The following is a 25,694-nucleotide window of genomic DNA, read 5'->3' on the forward strand; positions in this document are numbered from 1 at the left end:
TATGTCGCCTGCTTTAAAACGTCAGTCTGTCGCTTCAGTCAAAACAGATTCTAAATTATCCAATACACCATCCGTCATAAAACACCGCCCTTTTTTAAAATGGGCGGGAGGCAAGTTTCGTCTGATGGACGATATTAATAAATGCTTACCAAAACGTAAAGCTTGCCTGATTGAGCCTTTTGTTGGGGCGGGGGCAGTTTTTCTAAACACGCATTTTGAACGCTATATTTTAGCGGATATTAATCCAGATTTAATTAATCTGTTTAATTTCGTTAAGCAAGATGTTGAGTGTTATATTGAAGCCTGCAAGCGGATTTTTTTTCATCCAGAGGCAAATACATCAGCCTATTATTATGCCAGAAGGGCACAATTTAATTGTTCTAAAGACAGCTTTGAGCGTTCTATTTTATTTCTTTATTTAAACCGTTTTTGTTTTAATGGGCTTTGTCGTTATAACGCCAAAGAGGAATTTAATGTGCCTTTTGGATCTTATAAGACCCATTATTTTCCTGAAAATGAGTTGCGTTATTTTGCCCAGAAAGCACAAAAAGCCACTTTTATTTGTGCTGATTTTGCAACCACCTTTGCTTTGGCTGATCAGGATTCGATTATTTATTGTGACCCACCTTATGCTCCGTTAATTCAAGAAAGTAATTTTACGGGGTATGCGGGCAATGAGTTTTCTCTACAACATCAAACCATGTTGGCACAATTAGCACGTCAGACGGCAGAAGAACGTCAAATTCCCGTGTTGATTTCTAACCATGATACGGGATTTACGCGTGAAATTTATGCAGGGGCAAAGTTAAAACGGATAAAGGTGCAGCGTTCTATCAGTCATCAGCCCGATAAACGGGTGAAAGTGGCGGAGTTAATTGCGTTATTTACCACAAGCAAAGGCAAGTAAGGCGACTTACTCAAAAGTGCGGGGCTTTTTAAAAAAGTTTTGTCTCTTATTTATGATGAACTAATTCGGGATTAATCGAAAATTGAAGCTTGTGAATATGAGGATAGGCTTGCTGCACTAATTTGAGCAATTCATGCTGGCGAAATAATAAAGCTTGTCGAACGGTGGCATTTGCCACTTGAATGTACAGCGTATCGGATTCCAAATCCGCCACTTGATAGCACCCTTGATACTGATTGGGAAAAAGGGCTTGTAAGCGTAAATTCAATTCATTGAGGAAACAGCCTTTTTGCATGATTTTGGCGAAATGGCTCGTTTCAAGTAATTCCTTGACGTTCATGGGTTTTTCGTATCGCATCCGCTTGTTTTCCTATTTTTTACCTCAATATCTATGACATTGTAGCGAATTTCCGTTACAATACGAGGGTTTTTTTGAGAAAGGTAACAGGATGATTTCGAGGAAAGGTAAGCATAATTTTTGGTCGCAATTACTCTTGAGTATGATTGCGATTTTGGCGTTACCTGATGCTTCAGGTTTGCCACAGCAAGCAAATGTCGCGAATGAAAATTATCAAACGCTTTCTGTTCAACAACAATTTTTGCGTGCCGTTGCCCTAGTACAACAAGTTCAAAAACAGCAACTTGCATTTATTGCCCCTGTTCCTGATTCTCCCTCAATTCTTGTTAAAATTACACCGCACTTTCAAGCGGAGTATGTTCATCTTATCCCTCCGATTCGTGCAGGCCCTGATTCGATCTCAATATCAATGAAATAAATTATATGGGTCGCTTTTTAAGTAAAAGCGAGATTGTGAGATCTTTTTATCAGAAGAAAATATTATGTTTAGAAGTCTTATCACCAAAGTATTTGGTAGCCGTAACGATCGCATTTTACGTCGTTTAAATAAAAATGTTATTAAAATCAATAAATTAGAGCCTGAATTTGAGGCGCTGACAGATGAACAGTTAAAAGCCAAAACAGGCGAGTTTAAAGCCCGTTTAGAGCAAGGGGAAACCTTAGAACAACTTTTACCAGAAGCCTTTGCGACTGTGCGTGAAGCCAGTAAACGTGTATTAGGTATGCGTCATTTTGATGTGCAATTGTTAGGTGGGATGGTGTTGACGAACCGTTGCATTGCCGAGATGCGTACGGGGGAAGGGAAAACCTTAACCGCAACCTTACCTTGCTATTTAAACGCCTTGACAGGTAAAGGGGTGCATGTGGTGACGGTGAATGATTATCTTGCACGTCGAGATGCCGAGACTAACCGTCCGTTATTTGAATTTTTAGGCATGAGTGTTGGGGTGAATATTCCAGGTTTATCGGGTGAACAAAAACGTCAAGCTTATGCCGCTGATATTACCTATGCCACTAACAGTGAATTAGGTTTTGATTATTTGCGTGATAATCTTGCCCATTCTGCCGAAGAACGTTTTCAACGTTACTTGCATTATGCCTTGGTCGATGAAGTGGATTCTATCTTAATTGATGAAGCCCGCACCCCATTAATTATTTCAGGTCAGGCGGATGATAGCTCAGAGCTTTATCAAACCATTGATAAGTTAATTCCACATTTAACCAAGCAAGACAAAGAAGACAGTGATGAATATCAAGGTGAAGGCGATTTCACGTTAGATTTAAAAACCAAGCAAGCACATTTAACCGAACGTGGTCAAGAAAAAGTGGAGCAATGGTTGGTTGAACAAGGCTTAATGACCGCCGAAGAATCTTTATATTCACCTTCTAAGATCGCATTGTTACACCATGTTTATGCGGCATTGCGAGCACACAAATTATTTGAACGTGATGTGGATTACATTGTGAAAGATGGCGAAGTCGTCATTGTTGATGAACATACGGGACGTACTATGGCTGGTCGCCGTTGGTCAGATGGTTTACACCAAGCTATTGAAGCGAAAGAAGGTGTGCGTATTCAAAGTGAAAACCAAACCGTGGCATCCATTACCTACCAAAACTATTTCCGCTTATATGAAAAATTGGCGGGGATGACGGGGACTGCAGATACCGAAGCCTTTGAATTCCAACAAATTTATGGTTTGGAAACCATTGTGGTACCAACCAATCGCCCAATGATTCGTGATGATCGCACCGATGTGATGTTTGAAAACGAAGAATATAAATTCAACGCCATTATTAAAGATATTCGTGGTTGTGTCGCACGTAAACAACCTGTGTTAGTGGGGACAGTCTCTATTGAGAAATCGGAAATGCTGTCAAAAGCTTTAGACAAAGCAGGGATCAAACATAATGTTTTGAATGCGAAATTCCATGCACAAGAGGCAGAAATTGTGGCAAATGCGGGCTATCCGGGAGCGGTAACCATTGCGACCAATATGGCAGGTCGTGGTACGGATATCGTTTTAGGCGGGAACTGGAAAGCTGAAGTTGAAAAGCTAGACAATCCAACGCCAGAGCAAATTGCCGAAATTGAAGCAGCATGGAAAGAACGCCATGACATTGTTAAAAATGCAGGGGGATTACATATTATCGGGACAGAACGCCATGAATCTCGCCGTATCGATAACCAATTGCGTGGTCGTTCAGGTCGTCAAGGTGACCCGGGTTCTTCTCGTTTCTACTTGTCTTTAGATGATGCCTTGATGCGTATTTATTTAAATGAAAGCAAATTAAACCTCATGCGTAAAGCCTTTAGTGCACCGGGTGAGGTGATGGAATCGAAAATGTTGGCGAAAGTGATTGCCTCTGCACAAGCGAAAGTGGAAGCACACAACTTTGATGGGCGTAAAAACCTGCTTGAATTTGATGATGTGGCAAATGACCAACGCCATGCGATTTACGATCAACGCAATACCTTATTAGACAATGATGATATTTCCGATACGATTGATGTGATTCGTTCGGATGTGTTTAATCAAGTGATTGATCAATATGTGCCACCACAATCTTTAGAAGAAATGTGGGATATCCCTGCACTTGAACAGCGTTTAAAACAAGATTTTGCGTTGGATCTGCCTATTGAGAAATGGTTAGAGGAAGACAATCACTTTGATGAAGATGCGTTACGTCAGCGTGTGATTGATTCAGCCATTGCAGAGTATAAACAGAAAGAAGCCATTGTTGGGGCACCTACCATGCGTAGCTTTGAAAAAGGCGTTATGTTACAAACTCTTGATGAGCTTTGGAAAGAACATTTATCTGCGATGGATCATTTACGTCGTGGTATCCATTTACGCGGTTATGCTCAAAAAGATCCAAAACAGGAATACAAAAAAGAATGTTTCCAAATGTTTACGGATATGTTGGATGCCTTAAAATTGAGTGTGATTACCACCTTAAGCCGTGTACAAGTGCGTACTCAAGAAGAAGTGGAGCAAGCAGAACGTCAACGCCAAGAAATGGCACAACGTGAAAATGCGGCGATGCAATTTAATGGGGCAGACAGTACAGAGGCACCGATTGAGGTGGATCATAAAATTGGTCGTAATGAGCCTTGTCCTTGTGGATCAGGCAAGAAATATAAGCATTGCCATGGCAGTAAGGCAAAATATTAATGGCGAGTAGAATAGCTCAGTAACGTGGATGTAAAAGTGCGGTATGTTTTAAAAAAATTTTAAAATTGACCGCACTTTTTTAAGGATAAATGATGACAAAACCTTTAGTTCAAGTTGCCGCAGGCATCATTCGTAATGAATTTGGTCAGATTTATTTAACCCAACGCTTAGAAGGTCAAGATTTTGCACAATCTTTGGAATTTCCTGGTGGAAAAGTGGATCAAGGTGAAACACCAGAGGAAGCCTTAAAGCGTGAGTTGGAAGAAGAAATTGGTATTCATCTTTTACATGCAGAGCTTTATGAACGTTTTCAGTTTGAATATCCAACAAAACGCATTTCGTTCTATTTTTATTTGGTCGATGAATGGTTTGGTGAACCCTTTGGACGTGAAGGTCAAGAAGGATTTTGGCTTGCACAGAATGAATTAGATGAAGGGTTATTTCCTCCTGCTAATGCAAAACTTATTCAGCGTTTATTGGCAGAAGTGAATACCTAAAAGCATGATAATTAAAAGACACCCTGTGATTAATTCGCAGGGTGTTTTTATTTTCAACAACCAAGTAAACAAGGTGGGCGATGATGCCTTTAAGAGCAAGCATGGCTTAAACATCTAGGCGAATGTATTTCGGCTAGGTTAGCAAATCTGGATGCTGAGTGCCATCAGGCTTTCCCAAAGGTCATCACTAAACTGTTGTTTGGCAGCTCGTTCTATTTCTGCCAGTTGTTGAAAGATTCGATACAATTTTCGATAGGTCAGGCGTTGAAAAGCCTGTGTAAAAAGAGGGCGACGGTTTTGCCATACTTTTAAGCGATCAAAATGTTCACGTAGTTGATGAAGAGGTAACGGGTCGTCAAGTGCGTATGGCTGTGTTGGTTTTGCCAATTCAAGTAAGGTCATGAGATCGCGTTGTAGTGTCCGCAATAAAATGATCGGTTGCATCTCTTCCGCTTTTAAGCCCATTAAAATACGATTGGCACGGTTAATCTTCCCTTCAAGTAGTGCATCAACCCATTGGAACGGGGTAAATACAGCGGATTGTTCCACGCTATTTTGCACACGTTGATAAGTCAGTTTGTTGTCAGGATAGAGTAGTGCAAGTAATTGCAAACTTTGTTTTAGTGCTAAGAGATTATTTTCGTAACTATAACAAAGCAATTGCACCGCTTGATCGTCAATGTGTAATCCCATGGATTTCGCACGTTGTTGAACCCAACGAGGCAATTGCTCAATTGTGGGGGTTTGGCAATTCACTAAAATCGCTTGTGGCTCGTAAGTGTTAGCCTCGGTGAACCATTTTTGTTTTTCAGTGGCTTTTGCCAGTTTAGGTAACTGCAAAACCAGTAGCACGTCTTCATTTAACAAGCTAATGAGTTCTTGCAGATGTTGCTGTAAAAGTGCGGTTAGATTTTCAGGTAAATTGAGCAATAAAATTTGTTTATTGAAAAATAATCCCATGGATTGGCAACGTTCAAAAATGGCGTTCCAATCCGTTTGGTTATCGACAGAAATCTGTGTTTTTTCATCAAACCCTTGGCTTAAAGCATATTGACAAATCAAATCTTGGCTTTCACTTAACAATAACGGATCTTGCCCCACTAAATAATAGACTTTTGCCAGTCGATTTGTGAGAGAAGATCCGAGTTGTTCAGTAAAAATGCGATTCATGTTTGGCTTTATTGGCTTTGAACTTGATGCTGTAAGGCAACCATTTTGCTGATGAGCTGACGGGCAGCCTGTTCACGCATATCATTCCAGATAACGTCTTTTTCTGCCGATTTTGCTAAGGCAGCACGTGAGTTATCAAAGAATGTGCGGTTGACTTGTGTGGAAATTGGGAAAACATGGTTATTGGGTAATTTCACACTGGCTTCCACCTCTAAAAACAACATTTTTTCCGCTTCTCGTCCATGTTTAAAAATCGAGGCGACTTTATCACTGGTACTCACTTTATTTAAACGTAGTACAGGGATATTTTGTTGGGCATCGACTAATTCAATATTATGACGTTGTAATTGTTTTCTTAACACAATCGCCATTTCGCTATAAGGATCGCTGCTTTCAAGGGTGAGCGTTTGTAAAGCGGGAGGAATGAGTCCGCCATTTTGGAATTGTAAACCGCAAGCACTTAAGGTGAAAAGCAGGCTACTGATAAACAGCATTTTAAGTTGTTTTAACATGGTCTGATCCTTAATTTCCCTCTTATAAAAAGAGGGAAATATGAAGATAAAGAAGGCATTATTTCGCTACAAAGCTAAATAATTTACCCGGTACATAGATGGTTTTCACAATGGTTAAACCTTCTAAATGTTTGCTAACATTGCTGTCTGCTAATGCCACTTGCTTGATATCCTCTTCTGACATATCGGCAGGCACGGTCACTTTGGCACGCACTTTACCATTGACTTGTACCACAACTAATTTTTCGTCATCAATCATGGCTTGCTCATCGGCTTGTACCCAAGGTGCGAAGTCGATAGTGTCGGCATTGCCTAAGTCTTTCCATAATTGGAAACAAATATGTGGTGTAATTGGATAAAGCATACGCACAACGGCACTTAAGGCTTCCGCCATAATGGCACGATCTTGGGCTTCCACTAATGGGGCTTTGGTTAATTTATTCATTAACTCCATGATCGCGGCAATGGCGGTATTGAAGGTTTGGCGACGACCAATATCATCACTGACTTTCGCAATAGTTTTGTGAACATCACGGCGTAAAGCTTTTTGGGTATTGGAAAGTGCGGTCGGTTCTACGGCAGTTTCTGCTGGATTTTTGTTGTATTCAAACACTAAATTCCATAAGCGACCTAAGAAGCGTTTTGCACCTTCTACGCCTGATTCTTGCCATTCAAGAGTCATTTCGGCAGGTGATGCGAACATCATGAATAAACGCACGGTATCTGCACCGTATTTTTCCACCATTTCTTGTGGGTCAATGCCGTTATTTTTGGATTTGGACATTTTGGTCATGCCAGAATGCACCAATTCACGCCCTTCTTTGTCATAGGCTTTTAAAATACGCCCTTTTTCATCACGCTCAAGGGTCACTTCCGTAGGCGAAACCCAAATTCGTTCATTGGTTGGCGAGGTGTAATAGAATGCATCTGCTAACACCATGCCTTGGCACAATAGTTTATCGGCAGGCTCATCACAGGTCACAAAACCTGCATCACGCAATAATTTGTGGAAGAAACGGAAATACAATAAGTGCATGGTCGCATGCTCAATACCACCGATATATTGATCCACAGGTAACCAATAATTGGCTTCTTCTTTGTCTAACATAGCGTCAGCAAATTGCGGTGAAGTATAACGGGCGTAATACCATGAAGATTCCATAAAGGTATCAAAGGTATCGGTTTCTTTGTATGCGGGTTGACCGTTATAGGTGGTTTTTGCCCATTCTGGATCGGCTTTAATTGGGCTTTTCACCCCGTCCATCACCACATCTTCTGGCAATTCGATCGGTAAATCTTGTAATGGGGCTGGCACCACTTCGCCATTTTCTAAGGTCAGCATTGGGATAGGTGCACCCCAGTAGCGTTGACGAGACACACCCCAGTCACGTAAGCGGTAGTTGGTTTGTTTTTTGCCAACCCCCATTTGTGCCAGTTTTTCTGAAATACGCTCAAATGCACCCTCAAAATCTAAGCCATTATAGTCGCCTGAGTTCACTAATTTGCCGTGTTCAGTGAAAGCAGCTTGGCTGAAATCCCATGCTGAGCCGTCTAATGGTGCGATCACTTGTTTGATAGGTAAATCATATTTCAAAGCAAATTCGTGATCACGTTCATCATGACCAGGCACAGCCATAACGGCACCTGTACCATAATGCATTAATACAAAGTTAGCGACCCAAACAGGCACTTTTTCTCCCGTTAATGGGTGAATCACATATAAGCCTGTTGCCATGCCTTTTTTCTCCATCGTCGCCAGTTCTGCTTCTGCGACTTTGGTATTTTTACATTCTTGGATAAATTGGGCTAACTCAGGATGATGTTCTGCCGCTTTCTCCGCTAAAGGGTGAGCGGCGGCGACCGCCACATAAGACACACCAAAGAAGGTATCAGGACGTGTGGTGTACACCGTTAAGCTGTCGTCAGATTGGTCTAATTTGAAGGTGATTTCCACCCCTTCAGAACGCCCGATCCAGTTGCGTTGCATGGTTTTTACTTGATCTGGCCATAATGGTAAGCGGTCTAAATCCCCGAGTAATTGTTCGGCATAATCGGTGATTTTAATAAACCATTGTGGAATTTCTTTTTGTTCTACTGGGGTATCACAACGCCAGCAGCAACCTTCGTGTACCTGTTCGTTCGCCAATACAGTTTCATCGTTCGGACACCAGTTGACGGTTGAGGTTTTCTTGTAAACTAAGCCTTTTTTGTATAATTCTGTGAAGAACCATTGTTCCCATTTGTAGTATTCCGGTTTACAGGTGGTGACTTCACGATCCCAGTCAAAACCAAAACCCAAAATTTTGAGTTGGTTTTTCATGTAATCAATGTTTTCGTAGGTCCATTTTGCGGGTGCGGTTTTGTTTTTGATTGCCGCCCCTTCAGCTGGCAAACCGAATGCATCCCAACCCATTGGTTGCAACACATTTTTGCCGTTCATACGTTGATAGCGTGACACCACATCACCAATGGTGTAGTTACGCACATGCCCCATATGCAGGCGACCAGAGGGGTAAGGGAACATGGAGAGGCAGTAATATTTCGGTTTTTGGGTATCTTTAATCGCTTTAAATGTTTTATTTTCAGCCCAGTATTGTTGAACTTCCGGTTCAATCAAATCGGGACGGTATTGTTCTTGCATAATGTTACCTTTGATTTTAACCGCATCGTGCGGACGAATTTACTTAAGAAAATGTGATATAGGATAGCTCAAAATGGTCAAAATTGACAGTATAAAGCACCAGAAACTGGGGGAAAAATTATGTATTCTGTTGGAAATCCGTGGCGGTGAACAGAAAACCGAGATAGCTTCATCTAGCAAAGGGGAAGACGCTGTCTTAGGTGTTTTGAATAAAAAAAATCCACCTAAAGTGCGGTGGATTTTCAATATGTTTTAAGGCTGTTGACTGAGGATTTCGGGCGTGTATTCGAGTTGACGAATCGCCTCGATAAATTGTTGATTATCCACAGATTGCTTTGCCACAATGTTCACCAGACGATCTTTAAACTGTGCTTTAGTGGAGATCACGCCTTCAATCTCTCGTAATTCCTTATTGACTAAATACACACAAAGCGAGCAAGTCATTTCTGGAATATGGATGACAACCTGTTTTTCATCAGAATTCAGGCTTGAGTGGGTGGCATAACTTGGATTCATCAATAGGAAAATCAGCCAAGCTACATAGCAAATCTTTTTCATTTCTGCTCCGTTAGTCTAAAAAGTAAGGCAATAAGGTGGGATAAAATAAGAAAAACAACATGATGACAAACACAATGCCGTATAACCCCATAAAACCTTTACGCGAGAGGAATTGGGTACAGAGGATTTTCTTGGAAAAAGTGAGTAACCAAAAACCATAACCAAAGGAACTCACGGCGATGATTAACATCGGTAAGCGTAAATATTCCAGTTGATTCAAGCTCACTAACCAAGAAGATGACACACCAAAGACCAAATAAATCAATGGGGCGATACAACACAGTGTCGATGTGATCGCCGCCATGACTGCGGTGATACCACTGGCAATCAGCCTTTTGTTAGCGTTGTTTTGAGGTAAATTCATAACCGAATGCTTTAGGATCAAAAGAGTTGAGTGGATCACCACCTACTTCTGCATAAGGATAGCCAAAGTTATTCAATGGGCTGATTTCTGGCATCGGATAAAGATCAAAATCACGGGCGTGGTTATAGCCAATCCAGTTCATTTCCCAGTTACCAAATAAGTAGTGGGAGACGGCTTGCGTATCGGGATCGTTGACCGCTTTGTTTTCCGCTAAACGCATTTTGGTCACATCAGCGGAATCCACTGGCACCCAACCAAAACCAGCTAAATAAAATTCCGCACGACAATGTTGTCCGCCACTGACATTGGCAACGTGATGTTCATTTGCACTGCCAAAGGCACTCTTGGAATAGTTGCCCATTTTTACGGCTTGCCCTAAACGCACGCCAAAAACTTCTCGGGCGGGAATGCCAGAAGCACGTGCCAATGCCACAAACACGGAGTTAATATCGGTACATTTCCCTTTTAACACGCCTGTGGTTAAGATTTTTTCCACATCGCCTTCACCACAACCTAAAACAGAATTGTCTCGTTCCATGTTGTTGACGATCCATTGGTGAATTAAGGCGGCTTTTTTCAGCGGATTGGTTTCTTTCCCTACAATTTTATCTGCATAATCTTTCACAATTCCGTCTGTTTTAATGTGGGCGGTGGGTTTTAAATAATCTAAGACATCAACGGAATAATGAATTTTTTCAGGCGGTTGATAATCTTGCAACAGACCTTGCCACATCGGTTCACGGTCTTGCGTTTCTAACACTAATTTCACCGTTAAAGCACGTTTGTCAGCATTTTTATCCCAGTTGGCAAACAAGGTTTTTGCTCCATAACGGTTATTTTCGGTGATATAGGCGGTGTTGTAGTTGCCTTCAAAGTGAATGGATTTGACAGTTTGATAATCCGCATTAAAAGGTAACGGCACCCACAAATTGGTTTCACCGCTTGACCCTTTTGGCACCCGCAGATCGAAAGATTTGGTCAGTTCGTAAGTGTGCGTGTCAGTGAGGCTTGTTGGGATAGTGGTTGGGAGCGTGGTGGCGAATGCCAATGTAGCATGGCTCGCAATAAGAGCGGTGAGTAATTTTTTCATTGAATTGTCCTGTGTCGATAGATAAACATAACATGTTATATACATCTTGTTCACGCCATGGTTAAACATGACATGAACGTGAAACAGGTTACCTGAAAATGCAGAGAAAACAAACAGGCGAATTAAAAATCTTGATAATTTTTCACCGCACTTTGGCTAAAAATCTGTTTATCTTCCCAGCGAAGCAGGGTCATGCGATTGCCCCACACACACCCCGTGTCAAGGGCATAGATATTTTTCGGGGTAGGTGTATTCACCAAACTTGCCCAATGCCCAAACACAATCGGCAGGCTTTGGTAAAGTGGATTATCTAAATTAAACCAAGGCGTGAGGGTTTCAGGGGCGGATTCTGGCGGTTGTTTGCAATCGAAATCTAAGCGGTGATCCCAATAGCAAAAACGCATACGGGTGAACACATTAATGCTATAACGTAAACGATCCAACCCTTGTAACTCATTATGCCAACGGTCGGGGTGGTTTTCGTACATATTTTCGATTAAGTGGCGGTAATCACCATGGCGTAGCACCGCTTCCACTTCCTGTGCACAACGTTTTGCGGTGGCAAGATCCCAATCGGGCGAAATGCCAGCGTGCGTCATCACAAAATTTTGTTGCTCGTTATGCACCAACAAGGGCTGATGGCGTAGCCAATGGATTAATTCTTCGAAATCAGGGGCATTAAAAATGGCATCAACACGATCTCGTGCTTTGACTTTTTTAATGCCAAGTGCGGTGGAAATGAGGTGTAAATCGTGATTGCCTAACACGGTTTGGGCGGATTCGCCGAGGGATTTGACAAAGCGTAAACATTCGAGGGATTTATCGCCACGAGCAACTAAATCACCAACAAGATAAAGCTTATCCTGTGTGGGATTAAACTTCACTTTATCAAGTAAAAGTTGTAGTTCATCATAACAACCTTGTAAATCACCAACCAAATATGTCGCCATATTACACCGCCTTATTTGCTTTATTCGTTCTCTAAGGTTTCAATGAAATCCTCTTTATTCAGATCCGCAGGAGGATTGTCCGCTAAGTAGTTCGCCAAACGTGCATAATCTGCAATGGATAAATTTTCCGCGCGAGCAGTTAATTCAATGCCTAAATCGGTGAGTTGTTCTGCACTAAACAAGGTGGATAAGGCATTGCGTAAGGTTTTACGGCGTTGATTGAAGGCTTGACTACATACCCGATTTAACCAATATAAGTCTTTGACGGGGTGTGGCAGCTCCTTATGTGGCACTAAACGCACCACGGCTGAATCCACTTTGGGTGCAGGTTTAAATGCCGTTGGTGGCACTTCGAGTACAGGCATTACCTGACAGAAATATTGTGCCATAATGGTTAAACGCCCATAGGCTTTACTATTCGGTGCAGCACATAAACGTTTGACTACTTCTTTTTGTAACATAAAGTGCATATCTTGAATGCAGTCATAATAGTTAAACAAGTGGAACATTAATGGCGTAGAAATGTTATAAGGCAAGTTACCAAACACACGCATTTTCTGATTTTTTTCTGCCAGTTTTGCCTCTTGATAAAGTTTGCCAAAATCAAACTGCATCGCATCGGTTTCTATTACTGTAATTTTATGATGTAAAAAAGGGTGGTGGCGTAAACGTTCGGCTAAATCACGGTCTAGCTCCACCACAGTTAAATGATCAACCAACTCGCCAACAGGCTCGGTTAATGCCCCAAGACCAGGACCAATTTCCACTAAAAATTGATCTTTTTGTGGATAAATCGCCGACACAATGCCTTGAATCACATTATCATCGTGTAAAAAGTTTTGCCCAAAACGCTTACGGGCGGTGTGACCTAAATGTTTTTTTGAATTCATATTTTCTCGATTACGATTTTGATTAGGGAGGTAAAAGTGCGGTCTATTATAAAGCAAAATCCCAGCGAGTGGGCTGGGATTTCGGGATTAATTTCGGGCTTAATTCATATATTGAATATCGGCATTTTTACGCAGTGCTTTCACCCAATCTTTTTCTGCCTCTTTCACTTGTGCATTAATCAGTTGCTCATAGGCTTGTTGACGGTAAGCATCTGCGGTTCTGTCGCTTTCTTTTGTCCCCGTAACTTCTAAAATATGCCAACCAAATTCAGTTTTAAATGGGGCTGAAATCACACCTTGTTTACTGTTTAACACCGTTTTTTGGAAGGGGCCCACATAGGTTTCAGGGAAGGCAAAACCGAGGCTTCCGCCATTTGCACCAGAAAGATAATCTTTCGAATACTGTAACGCCGCCTGTGCAAAGGTGGTTTTTCCAGCCATAATGTCAGCACGAATTTGTGTTAATTGTGCTTTCGCTTGTGCATCATTTAATAACGGATTGAGTTTTAAAAGAATGTGGCGAACTTCATATTGTTTGCCAGAAACTTTTTTTTCTGTGCCTTTTTCTTTGGCTTGTTGCAATAATTGTTTTCCTAGGGCTTCAACTTGCTCTCTTGATACATCAATACTTTGTCCAATGGCTTGATTACGCACTTCGGTCATCACCAATTGGTTCGCAATTTGTTGGCGATAGGTTTTATAACTAATGCCTTGATAATCTAATGCATCTAATAGCTGTCCATACGTTAAGCCATTTTGTGCAGCGATCCCTTCAATAATATGGTCGACTTGTGCATAGTCTACTTTCACGCCAGAATTTTCAATGGCTTGTTGCACTAAAATATCATCAATGGCTTTCTCCAAAGCGGCTTGACGATTACCTTTTTTTCCTGCATTGGCTTTGACTTGGCTTTCTAACACAGGGATACCATTGACGGTTGCCACCACACGTTCTGCTGCTTGAGCGATGTTTGAAAACGCAAATAAGCCCAGTAGTGCAAAGAAAATAGATTTTATTTTCAAGGTTCTCATCATCTATTCATTCCATTATTAAGTTAAAAATTACGTTGGTTAGAGTATCAATTTTACAAAAGGTTCACAAATTTTATTTGCTTTGCGAAAGTAAAGCGACCTCATAACAACGATCAAATTTCATCGTGCGAACTTGCACTTCTTCATCTCGACTGGTCGGGACGTTTTTTCCGACATAATCCGCACGAATCGGTAATTCTCGATGCCCACGATCGACAAAGATCACAAGCTCAATTTTTGCTGCACGCCCAAAATCCACCAAGGCATCTAAAGCTGCACGGATCGTTCTGCCCGTATAAAGCACGTCATCCACCAAAATCACCTTTTTATTATGAATGCTAATAAAATTGGATGCCCCACTATAAGTGGGTGATTGTGAAGAGGGTTCGGCGTATTCAAGATCATCACGATAAAAGGTGATATCTAGGTCAATAGAAGGGAGTTCAATTTGGGTTAAATCGGCGATTTTTTTCTTAATTAACTCAGCAATTTCTGCACCACGGCGTTTAATGCCAACGATAACCAAGTTGTCTAAACTTTGGTGTTTTTCAATGATTTCGTGTGAAATACGAGAAATGGTACGCAGGAATTGATTTTCATCAATAATGATTTTTTCCATGATAGTTGACCTAAATGAAAGAAGAATTTGGGCTTTAAAATAGCATAAAAGCGACGAATATCCTATAGGGAAATCCCCTATGGCAAGCCGAAACTTTCGAAAAATCCACCGCACTTTTCGACAATTTTAGCGAAAGTGCGGTGGATTTTGACATTATTTTGTATGTCGTTCTTTGAGTTTCCCGATCACCTCCGCCCAACTTAAATCGGCATCTTGCAACAACACCGTTAAGTGATACGCCAAGTCTGCCGCTTCGCAAATGGTTTCATTGCGATCTTTAACGGTGGCGGCAAGGGCAGTTTCCACCCCTTCTTCCCCCACTTTTTGGGCGATGCGTTTAGTGCCTTTGGCGTAGAGTTGGGCGGTGTAGGAACTTTGCGGATCCGCCCCTTTGCGGTTGGCAAGCAAACGTTCTAATTTGCTGAAGAAAATCCAGTCGGGTTCCGTGTGGTATTCAAATTGATGAAAGCAGCTTTCCGCCCCTGTATGACAGGTTTCACCAATGGGATTAGCGAGAATAAGCAGAGTATCGTTATCACAATCCAAACTCATATCTACCACATTTAAAAAATGCCCCGAGGTTTCGCCTTTTGTCCACAAACGGTTTTTAGTGCGAGAAAAAAAGGTCACACGTTTTTCCGCTACGGTTTTTTCAAGTGCGTCTTGGTTCATATAACCAAGCATTAACACTTCGCAAGTACTTGCATTTTGAATAATCACAGGGAGTAGATTATCCACTTTTTGCCAGTTGATTTGGGTTGGTTCTATCACGATCTCACCTCAATATTTTCTTGTTTTAAGTAGGCTTTTAATTCACAAATATCAATAATCCGTTTATGGAACACGCTGGCGGCAAGTGCACCGTCTACGTTCGCTTCAATAAAGGCATCACGGAAATGCACCATTTCGCCTGCACCGCCCGAAGCGATTAGAGGAATGTGGCACACTTCACGCACGAGCTTTAATTGGGCGATGTCGTAGCCTTGTCGAACGCCGTCTTGGTTCATCATATTCAGCACGATTTCGCCTGCACCACGACGCTGCACTTCTTTCACCCAGTCGAGCAACTGCCAGTGGGTTTGGCGAGTGCGGCTTTCATCCCCTGTATATTGATTGACCCAGTATTTGCCTGTTTCTTTTTCAAACCAACTATCTATGCCCACCACGATAGCTTGCACGCCAAAGCGATCCGCTAAGCGATTGATTAAATTCGGATCCGCAAGGGCGGGTGAATTTATGGAGATTTTATCGGCACCAAAAGCAAACAATTTTTCCGCATCTTCCACGCTTTTAATGCCTCCAGCCACACAAAACGGAATATCGATCACTTGTGCTACACGTTCCACCCAGCTTTTATCAATGGTTCTGCCGTCAGAGGATGCCGTAATATCGTAGAACACCAGTTCATCTGCCCCCTCTTGGGCATAACGTTCTGCAAGGGGAACGATATCGCCGATAATTTCGTGATTGCGAAATTGCACGCCTTTGACTACTTGCCCGTCTCGCACGTCTAAGCAAGGAATTATCCGTTTTGCCAACATTCGATCGCCTCCGCTACATTAAATTTGCCTTCTAACAATGCTCGCCCCACAATCACACCAGCCACGCCTGTGCCCTTTAGGGCTTGAATGTCCGCAAGAGAGCCGATGCCGCCAGAGGATTGGAATTGAATGGTGGGGAATTGAGCACAAATGTCTTGATATAACGCCACATTGGAACCTTGTAAGGTGCCGTCTTTGGAAATATCGGTACATAACACGTGCTGCAAGCCTACTTCACTGAAGTCCGCAATTAAGGCTTCCAGCGACACACCACTATTTTCTTGCCAGCCACTGATGGCAATGTGTTTTTCACCCTGTGCATTGATATTGACATCTAATGCCAACACAAATTTTTCCGCACCGTATTTGTTAAACCAGCCTTTCACCATTTCAGGCTGTTTGACCGCAGTGGAACCAATCACCACACGATTTGCCCCCACCGCCAATAAATCCGCCACATCTTGTTCGCAACGTATACCACCGCCCACTTGAATTGGGCAATTCACCGCACGGATAATTTCCCCAATCAATTGGGTTTGGCGTTTATTCGGATCTTTCGCCCCCGTGAGATCCACCAAATGTAATTGTTTCGCCCCCTGTGCTACATACTCTTGAAATTGGGCAATGGGGTTGTCGGAATAAAGGGTTTTCTGCCCGTAATCGCCTTGATAAAGACGCACCACTTGACCGTCAATCAGATCAAGGGCGGGGATAATTTGAGAGGTTTGCATATTTTTTCCTTCTGCCTAGGGTAACAAGTTACCTTAGGTTAATCATAAGCCCATCCTTTTGGGGTAGGCGGTTTGTTATAAATTTCGCTCAAAGAATGTGTCGTCAAATTGGATTTTGTTTTCGATAAATAATTGTTTTATTTCATCTTTAAAATTTGCAGTCTTGTGATGTTCTTTTTGCTTTTTAATGTAGTTGATGATTTTTTCTTTTTCGTGTTCGCTATATGTTAATGCACAATACCCCACTGACCATGCATGAAAATGGGGAAATTTATCGGGATGACTTTCTAAAAAGAGATGCGTGGTTTTCTTTAATTTTCTCATAAACTCCGCAACGGCAATGCTTTGATGAATATCGACAAACAGGTGGATATGATCAGGCATGCCATTTACCCGATGTAAAATGCAGTGGTGATCTTGGGTAAATTTCCAAATGCAACGATATAAATCAGTTTCGTATTGCTCGGTAATGCTTGGCTCGCCATATTTTGTTCTAAAAATGATGTGATACAGCAAGCGTGTGTAGCTCATTTATGTCTCCATTCTTGAGATCTAGGGTAACGAGTTACCTTAGGTTATCATTTGTTTTGGTGCCTAGGGTAACAAGTTACCCTAGGTTAGTCATGAACTTACCCCTTTGGGGTAGGGTGTTTTATAGTTTGGGTTTTGCTACTTACTGCCTAGGGTAACAAGTTACCCAGGTTAGTCATGAACCTACCCCTTTGGGGTAGGGTGTTTTATAGTTTGGGTTTTGCTGCCTAGGGTAACAAGTTACCCTAGGTTAGTCATCAGCCTACCCCTTTGGGGTAGGGTGTTTTATAGTTTGGGTTTTGCTACTTACTGCCTAGGGTAACAAGTTACCCTAGGTTAGTCATGAACCTACCCCTTTGGGGTAGGGTGTTTTATAGTTTGAGTTTTGCTACCTAGGGTAACAAGTTACCTTGGGTTAATCATCACCCCATCCCTACGGGGTAGATTGGTTTTTCCAAGTACCCCAAAGGGGTACGATTTTGTGTAACCTAGGGTAATTTATTACCCTAGGATATTAAGGGGCTCTACTAGTAAACTCGCTCCACAAAATTCCGCAACAGCTTTTCTCCAGCCTTGCCAGAACGCTCGGGGTGGAATTGTACGCCGTAGAAGTTGTTGTGCTGAATGACTGCGGAAAATGGCACGCCGTAATCGCAGGTGGCGATGGTGTGCGGATTGGGCAATACACCGTAGCTATGCACAAAATAGAAATAGCTATCTTGCTCAATGCCTGAAAATAACGGGTGATCGGCGGCATAATGCACCTTATTCCAGCCCATATGTGGCAGGGGCAAATCGCAAACAGGCAGTTTTTCTGTTCTGCCCGACATCAATTTCAGCAGCTCCACATTGCCTTCTTCGGAGTACTCGGTCATCAGTTGCATACCTAAACAGATGCCTAACACAGGCTGTTTCAGGTTACGAATGGTGTCGATTAACCCTAACTCCGCAAGATTTTTCATTGCCGCACTCGCTGTACCCACACCAGGTAAAATCAGCTTGTCGGCGGATTGGATTTTTTCGATATTATCGGTAATTTCTGCGTGATAACCTAAACGATCAAACGCAAATTTGACCGAAGACAGGTTAGCACAGCGAGTGTTGATGATTGTTAGTTTTTGCATTTTTATCTTTTTCTTAAGACGAGTTTATTTTCGGAACGAGAGATCTCTTTATAAGATCTTAGAGATGTTAAAGCTCCAACCCCACCTGCTGCAACTGCAATAGCTATTGACGAATATGTGACCGCCCCTCCTAAAGTAGCGACAGCGACAGGTGCTGCTGCCAACCCAGCAGTTCCAGCGACAGGTGCTGCTGCCCCACCAGTGCCTAATGTTGCAATAGTAGCATAAACCGCCACCCCTATCGCACCAATAGCAATAGCCCAAGCAACAGATCCCGTGGCTCTAATTTTGATAGTTTTCTTAGCCAAATCGCCTTCAATCTCTATTGTGTCATCACCACGTTTTAAAGCTTCACCTAATTCTTTTTCTGTTTTAACAGTTGCCATATAAATAACTCCTTATGTTAGTTTTTTATCTAGAATTCTTTTGTTGGAATTAATGGTATTGTTGCATACCGAAGCATAAAAGTTATATGTGAATATTTTATCTAAATCACAACACCCCTTTCGAACTCGGCATTGCATTCCCTTCCACCTTAATACACTGTCTCAACGTCCGTCCAAACACTTTAAACAGGCTTTCGATTTTGTGGTGGTCGTTGTCGCCTTTGGTTTTGAGGTGTAGTGTTGCCATTAGGGTGTAGGCGAGTGATTGGAAAAAATGCTCCGTCATTTCGGTGCTGAAATCGCCCACTTTTTCACGTTTAAATTTGGCTTTGAATTTGAAATACGGGCGACCAGACAGATCCATCGTGCATTCTGCTTTGCATTCGTCCATTGGCAAGACAAAACCGAAGCGTTGAATACCGCGTTTGTCGCCAAGGGCTTGTTTTAATGCGGTGCCGAGGGCGAGGGCGGTGTCTTCCACGGTGTGGTGTTCGTCGATCCACAAATCGCCTTTGCAGTACACATTCATTCTAAAACCGCCGTGGGTAGCGATTTGATCGAGCATATGATCGAAAAAGCCCACCCCCGTTTTGATGTCATTCATCCCTGTTTCGTCCAGCCACACTTGCACTTTAATGTCCGTTTCTTTGGTGGTGCGAACCACTTCCGCATAGCGTGGTTTACGGTCTAAAAGTGCGGTCTGTTTTGGCAATAATTTTTCCGCAATCAGATCCCAGTTGAGTTTTTCTCGGTCGTATTGCAAGGCTCGAATGCCGAGATTTTCTGCCAGTTGCACATCAGTGGCACGATCGCCAATCACAAAACTGGTGTCAGGATCGAACAATTTTTTATCAATGTATTTTTTCAATAATTTGATTTTCGGCTTACGGCAGTCGCACTCGTCTTCGGGTTTGTGTGGGCAAATTAACACTTCGTCAAACTCAATGCCCTGTGACTTAAATAATGCCATCATCGCATTGTGCGGTTTGTCAAAATCTTCTTGCGGAAAAGATGGCGTGCCCAAGCCATCTTGGTTACTGACCATCACAAAGCGGTAAAAGGGTTTGAGTTTCAACAATGCGGGGATCACGTTCGGTTCAAATTGCAATTTTTCTAAGCTGTCGATTTGAAAATCCGTCTTCGGTTCGTCAATTAAAGTGCCGTCACGGTCGATAAAAAGGATAGATTGTTGTGTCATATTGTTCTCCTCGTTCCTTGTTCCTCTTCCCTATTTCGTAGAGAAGTAGGACTAGGTTGCGATCTGTTTTTTATTTTCGTTGTCTTTTGTTTGTCTTTAGGCGACTTTGCGTATCGCCTCAACCACTGCTTGGTTTTCTTCCGCAGTACCAATGGTGATACGAATGCAGTTTTCTAGCATTAACGCCTTGTGTTGATTGCGTAGGATAATGCCTTGATCCCATAGAGCGTTAAAGATTTTTTGCCCGTCTTGGAATTTCACTAATAGATAGTTGCCGTCGCTTGCAAAGACCTTTTCCACACAAGGCAATGTACGGAGTTCAGCTTCAAGTGCGGTGCGATTTTGTAAAATTTCTGCCACACGTTGTTGCATTGCCTCAATCCCAGCTGGTTGCAAGGCTTGGGCGGCAATATCCGCCACCGGCACGGGCAAAGGGTAAGGGGCGATGACTTTTTGTAGCACGTTGATCAATTCTGGGTTGGCAAGGGTAAAACCACAACGTAAGCCAGCCAAGGCAAAGGCTTTGGACAGGGTGCGGATAATGGCGAGATGCGGATAATGTTTCAGCTCCGTTGCCATTGTGGCTTGGGGGCAGAATTCGATATAGGCTTCATCCACCACCACAATGGCTTTGTTTTTCGTCATTTCTAATAAGGCTAATAAATCTTCACGATTCACTAATGTACCCGTTGGATTATTCGGGCTACACACAAACACCACTTTCACGTCCGCCAAATTGCGTTCGATTTCGGCTAAATTCAGTTGGAAATCCGCAGTCAGTGGCACGGTTTTTAAGGTGATACCGCAGGTTTCCGCACTCACGGCATACATTCCGTAGGTTGGTGGGCAATACAGCACGCTGTCGTCGGCTTCACAAAAGGCACGAATAATCAGCTCGATACTTTCATCGCCCCCACGGCTGACGAGAACATTTTCAGGGGAAACACCAGCGTAATTGGCATAGCCTTCAATCACCGCTTGTGGCTGGGGTTCAGGGTAGCGGTTAAAGGTGCGTTGGGTTAAATCAAAATCGGGCGAGGTTGGGTATTCATTGGCATTTAACCAAATATCGCCCTTGCCCCCTAATCGCCGAGCCGATTGATAGGGCGTTAAGGCTTGAATATTTTTGCGTGAAAGTGATGAAATTGACATTGTGTTTTCCTGTTTAATTTCGTTCTTTTAATAAAATAAAGTGTTCGATAAGTTTAATCATCAATTCTTTTTGTTCTGGCAGGCTTTCTGCCACTAAAAGTGCTAATGCCACCAAGGTGTTATCGTTAATCAGTTGCTCAACGGGTTTGGCTAATAAGGCTTGGTTGAGGCGTAAATACCACAAAAACAAAAAGGATCCTGTGCGTTTGTTTCCATCGGAAAGCGGATGGTTTTTGATGACAAAATACAGCAAGTGGGCAGCACGGCTGGCAACGTTGGGGTAAAACCATTCATCACCAAATCCTTGTTCAATGGTATTGATCGCTGACGCCAACCCATCGGAACGTAATTGACCAAACAACGCCGTCGCTTCCCCTTTTTCAATCAAGGTTTGCTTTAATTGCTCAATGGCTTGCAACACTTCATCAAAGATAAGCGGTTTCATATCAGGCTGTTTCAGTGGATTAGCACTTAAACTTTGTTCATCATATGCCTGCAACAAGCTCCACGTGCGAGCGTAATCCTGCACGACGCTAATCACCGCTTGTCCATCGTCGTTGACGAAGGCTTGGTTTGTCAGCGTGCGACTTAATAATGCCACCGCTTGGCTAAATTCCACACCTTTTTCCTGTAAGCGACGTTCATTGATCGCATACCCCTGCACTAAAAATTGTTTTAGGGTTTGCGTTGCCCACTGGCGGAATTGCACGCCTCGCTTGGATTTTACTCGATAGCCAACTGAGATGATAACGTCTAAGTTGTAGTAATCCACGAGGTAAGTTTTTCCATCGGCGGCAGTTGTTGCATTTTTTGCAACAACTGAATCTCGCACTAATTCTTCTTCCAAAAAGATATTTCGAATATGACGAGAAATCACCGATTTATCTCGACCAAATAGCGTAACCATTTGATCTAGACTTAGCCACACCGTTTCCTGTTCAAAAGAAACCTGTAATGCAATTTTGCCGTCTTCGCTAGCGTAGAGTTGGATTTGGTTTTTCATCACATTTTCCTTTCCAATATAGTGATACTAAAACATCCTTGTTTTTTAGCTGTTGTCATGTTGAACCCATTTTTTATTAAATGTGATTTAATTTCATTTAATACAAAACCGTGAGCTACAATAATACAATTTTTATTTAAATTTTCTTGAATAAATTGATTAATTCGTTTTTTTTCCTGCGTTAAATTTCGTTGGCTTTTATTTATTCCTAATAACCATAAAATTCGAGAAATTAACAACCAATTTTTAAAGGATAACTTTAAAAGAGGTATCGGAAAAATAGCTAGATTAAACTCAACCAGTTGTTCAGTGGTCATAATGGTTTTATTTGGAAACAAATATTCAGCAGTTTTTCGTGCTCTAATGAGTGATGAGCTATAAATCGTCTCTAGATTTAAATGCATTTCACTTATTTCCTGCGAATTGATTTCTGTGAAATCCAATTTTTCCGTATTGTCATATTCCTCTAAACGTTTTTTAGCTTCTTGATAAGCACAACGGGAGTGATTAACTAAAGGCGTTACGTGTCGAATTAAGACAATTTTATTCATTGTTATTCATCTATACTAATTTACTCAACCTAATCGCCACCGCTTGCTTATGTGCCTCTAACTGTTCTGCCGCTGCCATTAACATCACGGTTTGGGCAAGGTCGGTGAAGCCTTGGGGGCTAAGTTCTTGCACGGTCATTCGCTTGCTGAAATCCGCTAGTCCAAGGCTGGAATGGGTGCGGGTGTAGCCGTATGTAGGCAGAACGTGGTTGGTGCCACTGGCGTAGTCGCCCATACTTTCAGGGGAATAGGCACCTAAGAAAATGGATCCTGCGTTGTCTAACAATGGCAGCAATTCACGGGCATTTTCCACTTGCACCACCAAGTGTTCGGGGGCGTAGGCGTTGCTGATGTCCACACATTGTTGTCGATCTTTGGCAATAAAGGTGCGGCTGTGGGCGAGGGCTTTGCGTGCGGTTTCCGCTCTTGGTAAACGAGCCAACTGTTCCTCAATGGAAAGTGCGGTCTGTTTTGCTAAAGTTTCGCAATCTGTCACTAAAATCACTTGGCTGTCGGCACCGTGTTCGGCTTGGGAAAGTAAATCGCTTGCTACAAAATCAGGATCGGCGAATTTATCGGCAATCACCAACACTTCGGAAGGGCCAGCGGGCATATCAATGGCGGTGCCTTGTTGTAACACTTGGCGTTTGGCTTCGGTTACAAAAGCGTTGCCCGGTCCGAAAATTTTATCCACTTTTTGCACGGTTTCTGTGCCGTTTGCCATGGCAAAAATGGCTTGTGCACCACCAATGGCATAAATGGTTTCTACACCACATAAATTTGCGGTGTAAAGAATTTCATCGGCAATGGGTGGTGGCGAGCAAAGTACGATGGTTTTGCAACCTGCGATTTTGGCAGGCACGGCAAGCATGAGCACGGTGGAAAATAACGGGGCTGAACCACCAGGGATATACAAGCCCACTTTTTCAATGGGGCGTGTGAGTACTTGGCAACGCACACCCGTTTGAGTTTCGATATCCACTTCTTGCAGTTGCTGTGCTTGGTGGAAGCGTTCAATATTGCCTTTGGCGGTTTGAATGGCTTGGCGTAATTCAGGGGAAATCCGACCGCTTGCCGCCGCAATTTCTGCTTGAGAAATCACCAAACTACTCAATTTGACCTTGTCGAATTTTTCACTTAATGCGAATAACGCCGCATCGCCCTGTGTCAACACATCCGCTTTAATCGCCTCCACCGCTGCGGTAATTTGACTACCCACCGTCTGGGCTGGGCGTGAAAGTGCGGTTTGTTTTTCTACTGAAGTAAGTTGGTTCCAAATAAGCGTTTGCATCTTGTATCCTAATTTCACTATTTGTTGAATTTATTTTCCCTTCTGAGTTGCCCGCTTGTGATGAAATTTTTAGGTTAATTTTGAGTGTTTGAGCCAACGAAGTTGGCGAGTTGCAAAATTAACCGTTAAAAAAATTTCATCTAAGAGCGGAATAGCAACGAAGTAGGGTTGCCTTTCTTTTGGTTACTTTTCTTTGGCAAAGCAAAGAAAAGTAACAAGCTATTCCATCATTTTCTCAATCGGTAATACTAAAATAGAGCTGGCACCAGCTTCTTTGAGTTGTTCCATGGTTTCCCAAAATAGGGCCTCTTGGCTGACCATGTGCATAGCGACACGATTTTCATCATGTGCGAGCGGTAAAATAGTTGGGCGTTCGGCACCTGGTAACAGTGCAATGACGTCTTCTAAACGATCTTTTGATGCGTGTAACATGATGTATTTTGATTCTCGAGCTTGTTGCACCCCTTGAATTCGAGTGAGCAGTTTATTCACGAGGGCTTGTTTTTCAGAATTGAGATCAGCCGCACGTTGAATTAAGCAAGATTTAGATCGATAAATCACTTCCACTTCTTTTAAGCCGTTGGCTTCTAACGTTGCCCCAGAAGACACCAAATCACAAATGGCATCGGCAAGTCCTGCTCGTGGTGCTACTTCTACGGAGCCTGTGAGTGAACAAGTTTTGAAGTCAACGCCTTGTTCTTGCATATAACGTTTGAGTAAATTTGGATAAGAGGTGGCAATGCGAGCATTTTTGAGATCGTGAATACCGTGATAAGTTTCATCTTGTGGCACGGCGAGAGAAAGTCGGCAGCCGCCAAAATCTAAACGGCGAAGCATACGGTAATTTGCAGGCTCACCGGCGGCGAGTCGAGCCAATTCTTCTTCCTCGAGCACATTTTCGCCTACGATGCCGAGATCCACCACACCATCAAACACTAAACCTGGGATATCATCATCACGCACTCGCAAAATATCGATCGGCATATTCTCCGCATAAGCGATAAGGCGTTGTTCTTGCAGATTAATTTTTACCCCACATTGTTTGAGTAAGGCTTGGGATTCTTGACTTAAACGTCCTGATTTTTGCATCGCAATCCGTAGTCTTTTACTTTCAATCATAATCTTATCCTGTTTGATGTTGTGAATTTTTACTTATAAAAAAGCCCCTCGAAAATGTCCGAGAGGCTTGGTTTTTTGTTTCGCACTGCTCGGAAGATTTATTATCTTCCAAGCACCATAAACACCCGAAAGATAATCAGGAGTGATGGTGATGATGAGCAATACGATTGAAATTCATGTTGGTTTCCTTATTGGTTAATTGCTATTCAAATTACTGCAAAAAAATTGGCTTGGCAAGTATTTTTTTGAATTTTTATTCATCAATAAAATGAAAAACCTAAAGAAACTTGTTCAGTTTGTATT

The 25,694-nt window shown here is 42.5% G+C and carries 27 protein-coding genes and 1 other annotated feature; of the genes, 4 read left to right on the forward strand and 23 right to left on the reverse strand.

From position 1 onward, the window contains the following. Position 1: 1 nt before the first annotated feature. Positions 2–907 carry a Dam family site-specific DNA-(adenine-N6)-methyltransferase gene (locus tag ACPEEM_RS12080; protein ID WP_424402274.1) on the forward strand — a complete coding sequence of 302 codons (906 nt, stop codon included), beginning with the start codon at positions 2–4 and terminating at the stop codon, positions 905–907. A gap of 46 nt (positions 908–953) precedes the next feature. On the opposite strand, the gene ACPEEM_RS12085 is transcribed toward ACPEEM_RS12080, so the two are convergent. Further along, positions 954–1,265, reverse strand: coding sequence for a DciA family protein (locus tag ACPEEM_RS12085; protein ID WP_424402275.1), 312 nt, complete (start codon positions 1,263–1,265; stop codon positions 954–956). 91 nt (positions 1,266–1,356) lie between these two features. Between ACPEEM_RS12085 and secM the strand changes: the two genes are divergently transcribed. From secM to mutT, 3 genes are all read left to right on the forward strand, one after another. Continuing rightward, a complete protein-coding gene (secM, locus tag ACPEEM_RS12090; RefSeq protein ID WP_424402276.1) occupies positions 1,357–1,683 on the forward strand; it encodes a secA translation cis-regulator SecM in 327 nt (108 codons plus the stop codon). 64 nt (positions 1,684–1,747) lie between these two features. Beyond that, a complete protein-coding gene (secA, locus tag ACPEEM_RS12095) occupies positions 1,748–4,441 on the forward strand; it encodes a preprotein translocase subunit SecA (protein ID WP_424402277.1) in 2,694 nt (897 codons plus the stop codon). Positions 4,442–4,533: 92 nt separating this feature from the next. Then, positions 4,534–4,938, forward strand: coding sequence for an 8-oxo-dGTP diphosphatase MutT (gene mutT / locus ACPEEM_RS12100; RefSeq protein ID WP_424404142.1), 405 nt, complete (start codon positions 4,534–4,536; stop codon positions 4,936–4,938). 138 nt (positions 4,939–5,076) lie between these two features. On the opposite strand, the gene holA is transcribed toward mutT, so the two are convergent. The 22 genes from holA to hisG form a co-directional block, all read right to left on the reverse strand. Next, entirely contained in the window at positions 5,077–6,108 is a 1,032-nt protein-coding gene (gene holA / locus ACPEEM_RS12105) for a DNA polymerase III subunit delta (RefSeq protein ID WP_424405283.1), read from the reverse strand. 8 nt (positions 6,109–6,116) lie between these two features. Further along, positions 6,117–6,620 (reverse strand): LPS assembly lipoprotein LptE, encoded by a 504-nt coding sequence (gene lptE / locus ACPEEM_RS12110; protein ID WP_424402279.1) that lies wholly within the window; start codon positions 6,618–6,620, stop codon positions 6,117–6,119. A 58-nt stretch (positions 6,621–6,678) separates the two neighbouring features. Further along, entirely contained in the window at positions 6,679–9,261 is a 2,583-nt protein-coding gene (gene leuS, locus ACPEEM_RS12115; RefSeq protein WP_424402280.1) for a leucine--tRNA ligase, read from the reverse strand. Positions 9,262–9,513: 252 nt separating this feature from the next. After that, positions 9,514–9,819, reverse strand: coding sequence for a heavy-metal-associated domain-containing protein (locus ACPEEM_RS12120; protein WP_424402281.1), 306 nt, complete (start codon positions 9,817–9,819; stop codon positions 9,514–9,516). A gap of 10 nt (positions 9,820–9,829) precedes the next feature. After that, on the reverse strand, positions 9,830–10,183 hold the full coding sequence (locus ACPEEM_RS12125; protein WP_424407226.1) for a mercuric transporter MerT family protein: 354 nt from the start codon (positions 10,181–10,183) through the stop codon (positions 9,830–9,832). Further along, positions 10,158–11,273 carry a transglutaminase-like domain-containing protein gene (locus ACPEEM_RS12130; protein ID WP_424407228.1) on the reverse strand — a complete coding sequence of 372 codons (1,116 nt, stop codon included), beginning with the start codon at positions 11,271–11,273 and terminating at the stop codon, positions 10,158–10,160. Before ACPEEM_RS12130 ends, ACPEEM_RS12125 begins: the two co-directional genes overlap by 26 nt. A gap of 122 nt (positions 11,274–11,395) precedes the next feature. Continuing rightward, positions 11,396–12,223, reverse strand: coding sequence for a bis(5'-nucleosyl)-tetraphosphatase (symmetrical) ApaH (gene apaH, locus ACPEEM_RS12135; RefSeq protein ID WP_424405289.1), 828 nt, complete (start codon positions 12,221–12,223; stop codon positions 11,396–11,398). A gap of 20 nt (positions 12,224–12,243) precedes the next feature. After that, complete coding sequence (rsmA, locus tag ACPEEM_RS12140) at positions 12,244–13,113, reverse strand: 16S rRNA (adenine(1518)-N(6)/adenine(1519)-N(6))-dimethyltransferase RsmA (protein WP_424402285.1); 870 nt, start codon at positions 13,111–13,113, stop codon at positions 12,244–12,246. A gap of 99 nt (positions 13,114–13,212) precedes the next feature. Next, on the reverse strand, positions 13,213–14,148 hold the full coding sequence (locus tag ACPEEM_RS12145; RefSeq protein ID WP_424402286.1) for a peptidylprolyl isomerase: 936 nt from the start codon (positions 14,146–14,148) through the stop codon (positions 13,213–13,215). Positions 14,149–14,218: 70 nt separating this feature from the next. After that, positions 14,219–14,764 (reverse strand): bifunctional pyr operon transcriptional regulator/uracil phosphoribosyltransferase PyrR, encoded by a 546-nt coding sequence (gene pyrR, locus ACPEEM_RS12150; protein ID WP_424402287.1) that lies wholly within the window; start codon positions 14,762–14,764, stop codon positions 14,219–14,221. A 153-nt stretch (positions 14,765–14,917) separates the two neighbouring features. Further along, the gene (hisIE, locus tag ACPEEM_RS12155; protein ID WP_424407230.1) at positions 14,918–15,535 is read right to left on the reverse strand and encodes a bifunctional phosphoribosyl-AMP cyclohydrolase/phosphoribosyl-ATP diphosphatase HisIE; all 618 of its coding nucleotides are present in this window, start codon (positions 15,533–15,535) and stop codon (positions 14,918–14,920) included. Further along, complete coding sequence (gene hisF, locus ACPEEM_RS12160) at positions 15,532–16,305, reverse strand: imidazole glycerol phosphate synthase subunit HisF (protein WP_424407232.1); 774 nt, start codon at positions 16,303–16,305, stop codon at positions 15,532–15,534. Before hisF ends, hisIE begins: the two co-directional genes overlap by 4 nt. Further along, on the reverse strand, positions 16,287–17,036 hold the full coding sequence (gene hisA / locus ACPEEM_RS12165) for a 1-(5-phosphoribosyl)-5-[(5-phosphoribosylamino)methylideneamino]imidazole-4-carboxamide isomerase (protein WP_424407234.1): 750 nt from the start codon (positions 17,034–17,036) through the stop codon (positions 16,287–16,289). Before hisA ends, hisF begins: the two co-directional genes overlap by 19 nt. 75 nt (positions 17,037–17,111) lie before the next feature. Continuing rightward, complete coding sequence (gene tnpA, locus ACPEEM_RS12170; RefSeq protein WP_424407236.1) at positions 17,112–17,567, reverse strand: IS200/IS605 family transposase; 456 nt, start codon at positions 17,565–17,567, stop codon at positions 17,112–17,114. Between the two features lie 527 nt (positions 17,568–18,094). Continuing rightward, positions 18,095–18,691, reverse strand: coding sequence for an imidazole glycerol phosphate synthase subunit HisH (gene hisH, locus ACPEEM_RS12175; RefSeq protein ID WP_424405299.1), 597 nt, complete (start codon positions 18,689–18,691; stop codon positions 18,095–18,097). Between the two features lie 2 nt (positions 18,692–18,693). Then, entirely contained in the window at positions 18,694–19,077 is a 384-nt protein-coding gene (locus ACPEEM_RS12180) for a hypothetical protein (protein WP_424405301.1), read from the reverse strand. 106 nt (positions 19,078–19,183) lie between these two features. Continuing rightward, a complete protein-coding gene (gene hisB / locus ACPEEM_RS12185) occupies positions 19,184–20,275 on the reverse strand; it encodes a bifunctional histidinol-phosphatase/imidazoleglycerol-phosphate dehydratase HisB (RefSeq protein ID WP_424405303.1) in 1,092 nt (363 codons plus the stop codon). A gap of 96 nt (positions 20,276–20,371) precedes the next feature. After that, entirely contained in the window at positions 20,372–21,427 is a 1,056-nt protein-coding gene (gene hisC / locus ACPEEM_RS12190; RefSeq protein WP_424405305.1) for a histidinol-phosphate transaminase, read from the reverse strand. Positions 21,428–21,440: 13 nt separating this feature from the next. Beyond that, positions 21,441–22,430 carry a RhuM family protein gene (rhuM, locus tag ACPEEM_RS12195; RefSeq protein ID WP_424405307.1) on the reverse strand — a complete coding sequence of 330 codons (990 nt, stop codon included), beginning with the start codon at positions 22,428–22,430 and terminating at the stop codon, positions 21,441–21,443. After that, a complete protein-coding gene (locus ACPEEM_RS12200) occupies positions 22,430–22,981 on the reverse strand; it encodes a histidine phosphatase family protein (protein WP_424405309.1) in 552 nt (183 codons plus the stop codon). Before ACPEEM_RS12200 ends, rhuM begins: the two co-directional genes overlap by 1 nt. A gap of 10 nt (positions 22,982–22,991) precedes the next feature. Further along, entirely contained in the window at positions 22,992–24,272 is a 1,281-nt protein-coding gene (gene hisD / locus ACPEEM_RS12205) for a histidinol dehydrogenase (RefSeq protein ID WP_424407238.1), read from the reverse strand. 219 nt (positions 24,273–24,491) lie between these two features. After that, complete coding sequence (gene hisG, locus ACPEEM_RS12210; protein ID WP_424402300.1) at positions 24,492–25,391, reverse strand: ATP phosphoribosyltransferase; 900 nt, start codon at positions 25,389–25,391, stop codon at positions 24,492–24,494. Between the two features lie 36 nt (positions 25,392–25,427). After that, positions 25,428–25,549 (reverse strand) — a sequence feature (His leader region). Positions 25,550–25,694 lie beyond the last annotated feature (145 nt).

The organism is Pasteurella pantherarum, assembly GCF_049670885.1.
Classification (GTDB): domain Bacteria; phylum Pseudomonadota; class Gammaproteobacteria; order Enterobacterales; family Pasteurellaceae; genus Pasteurella.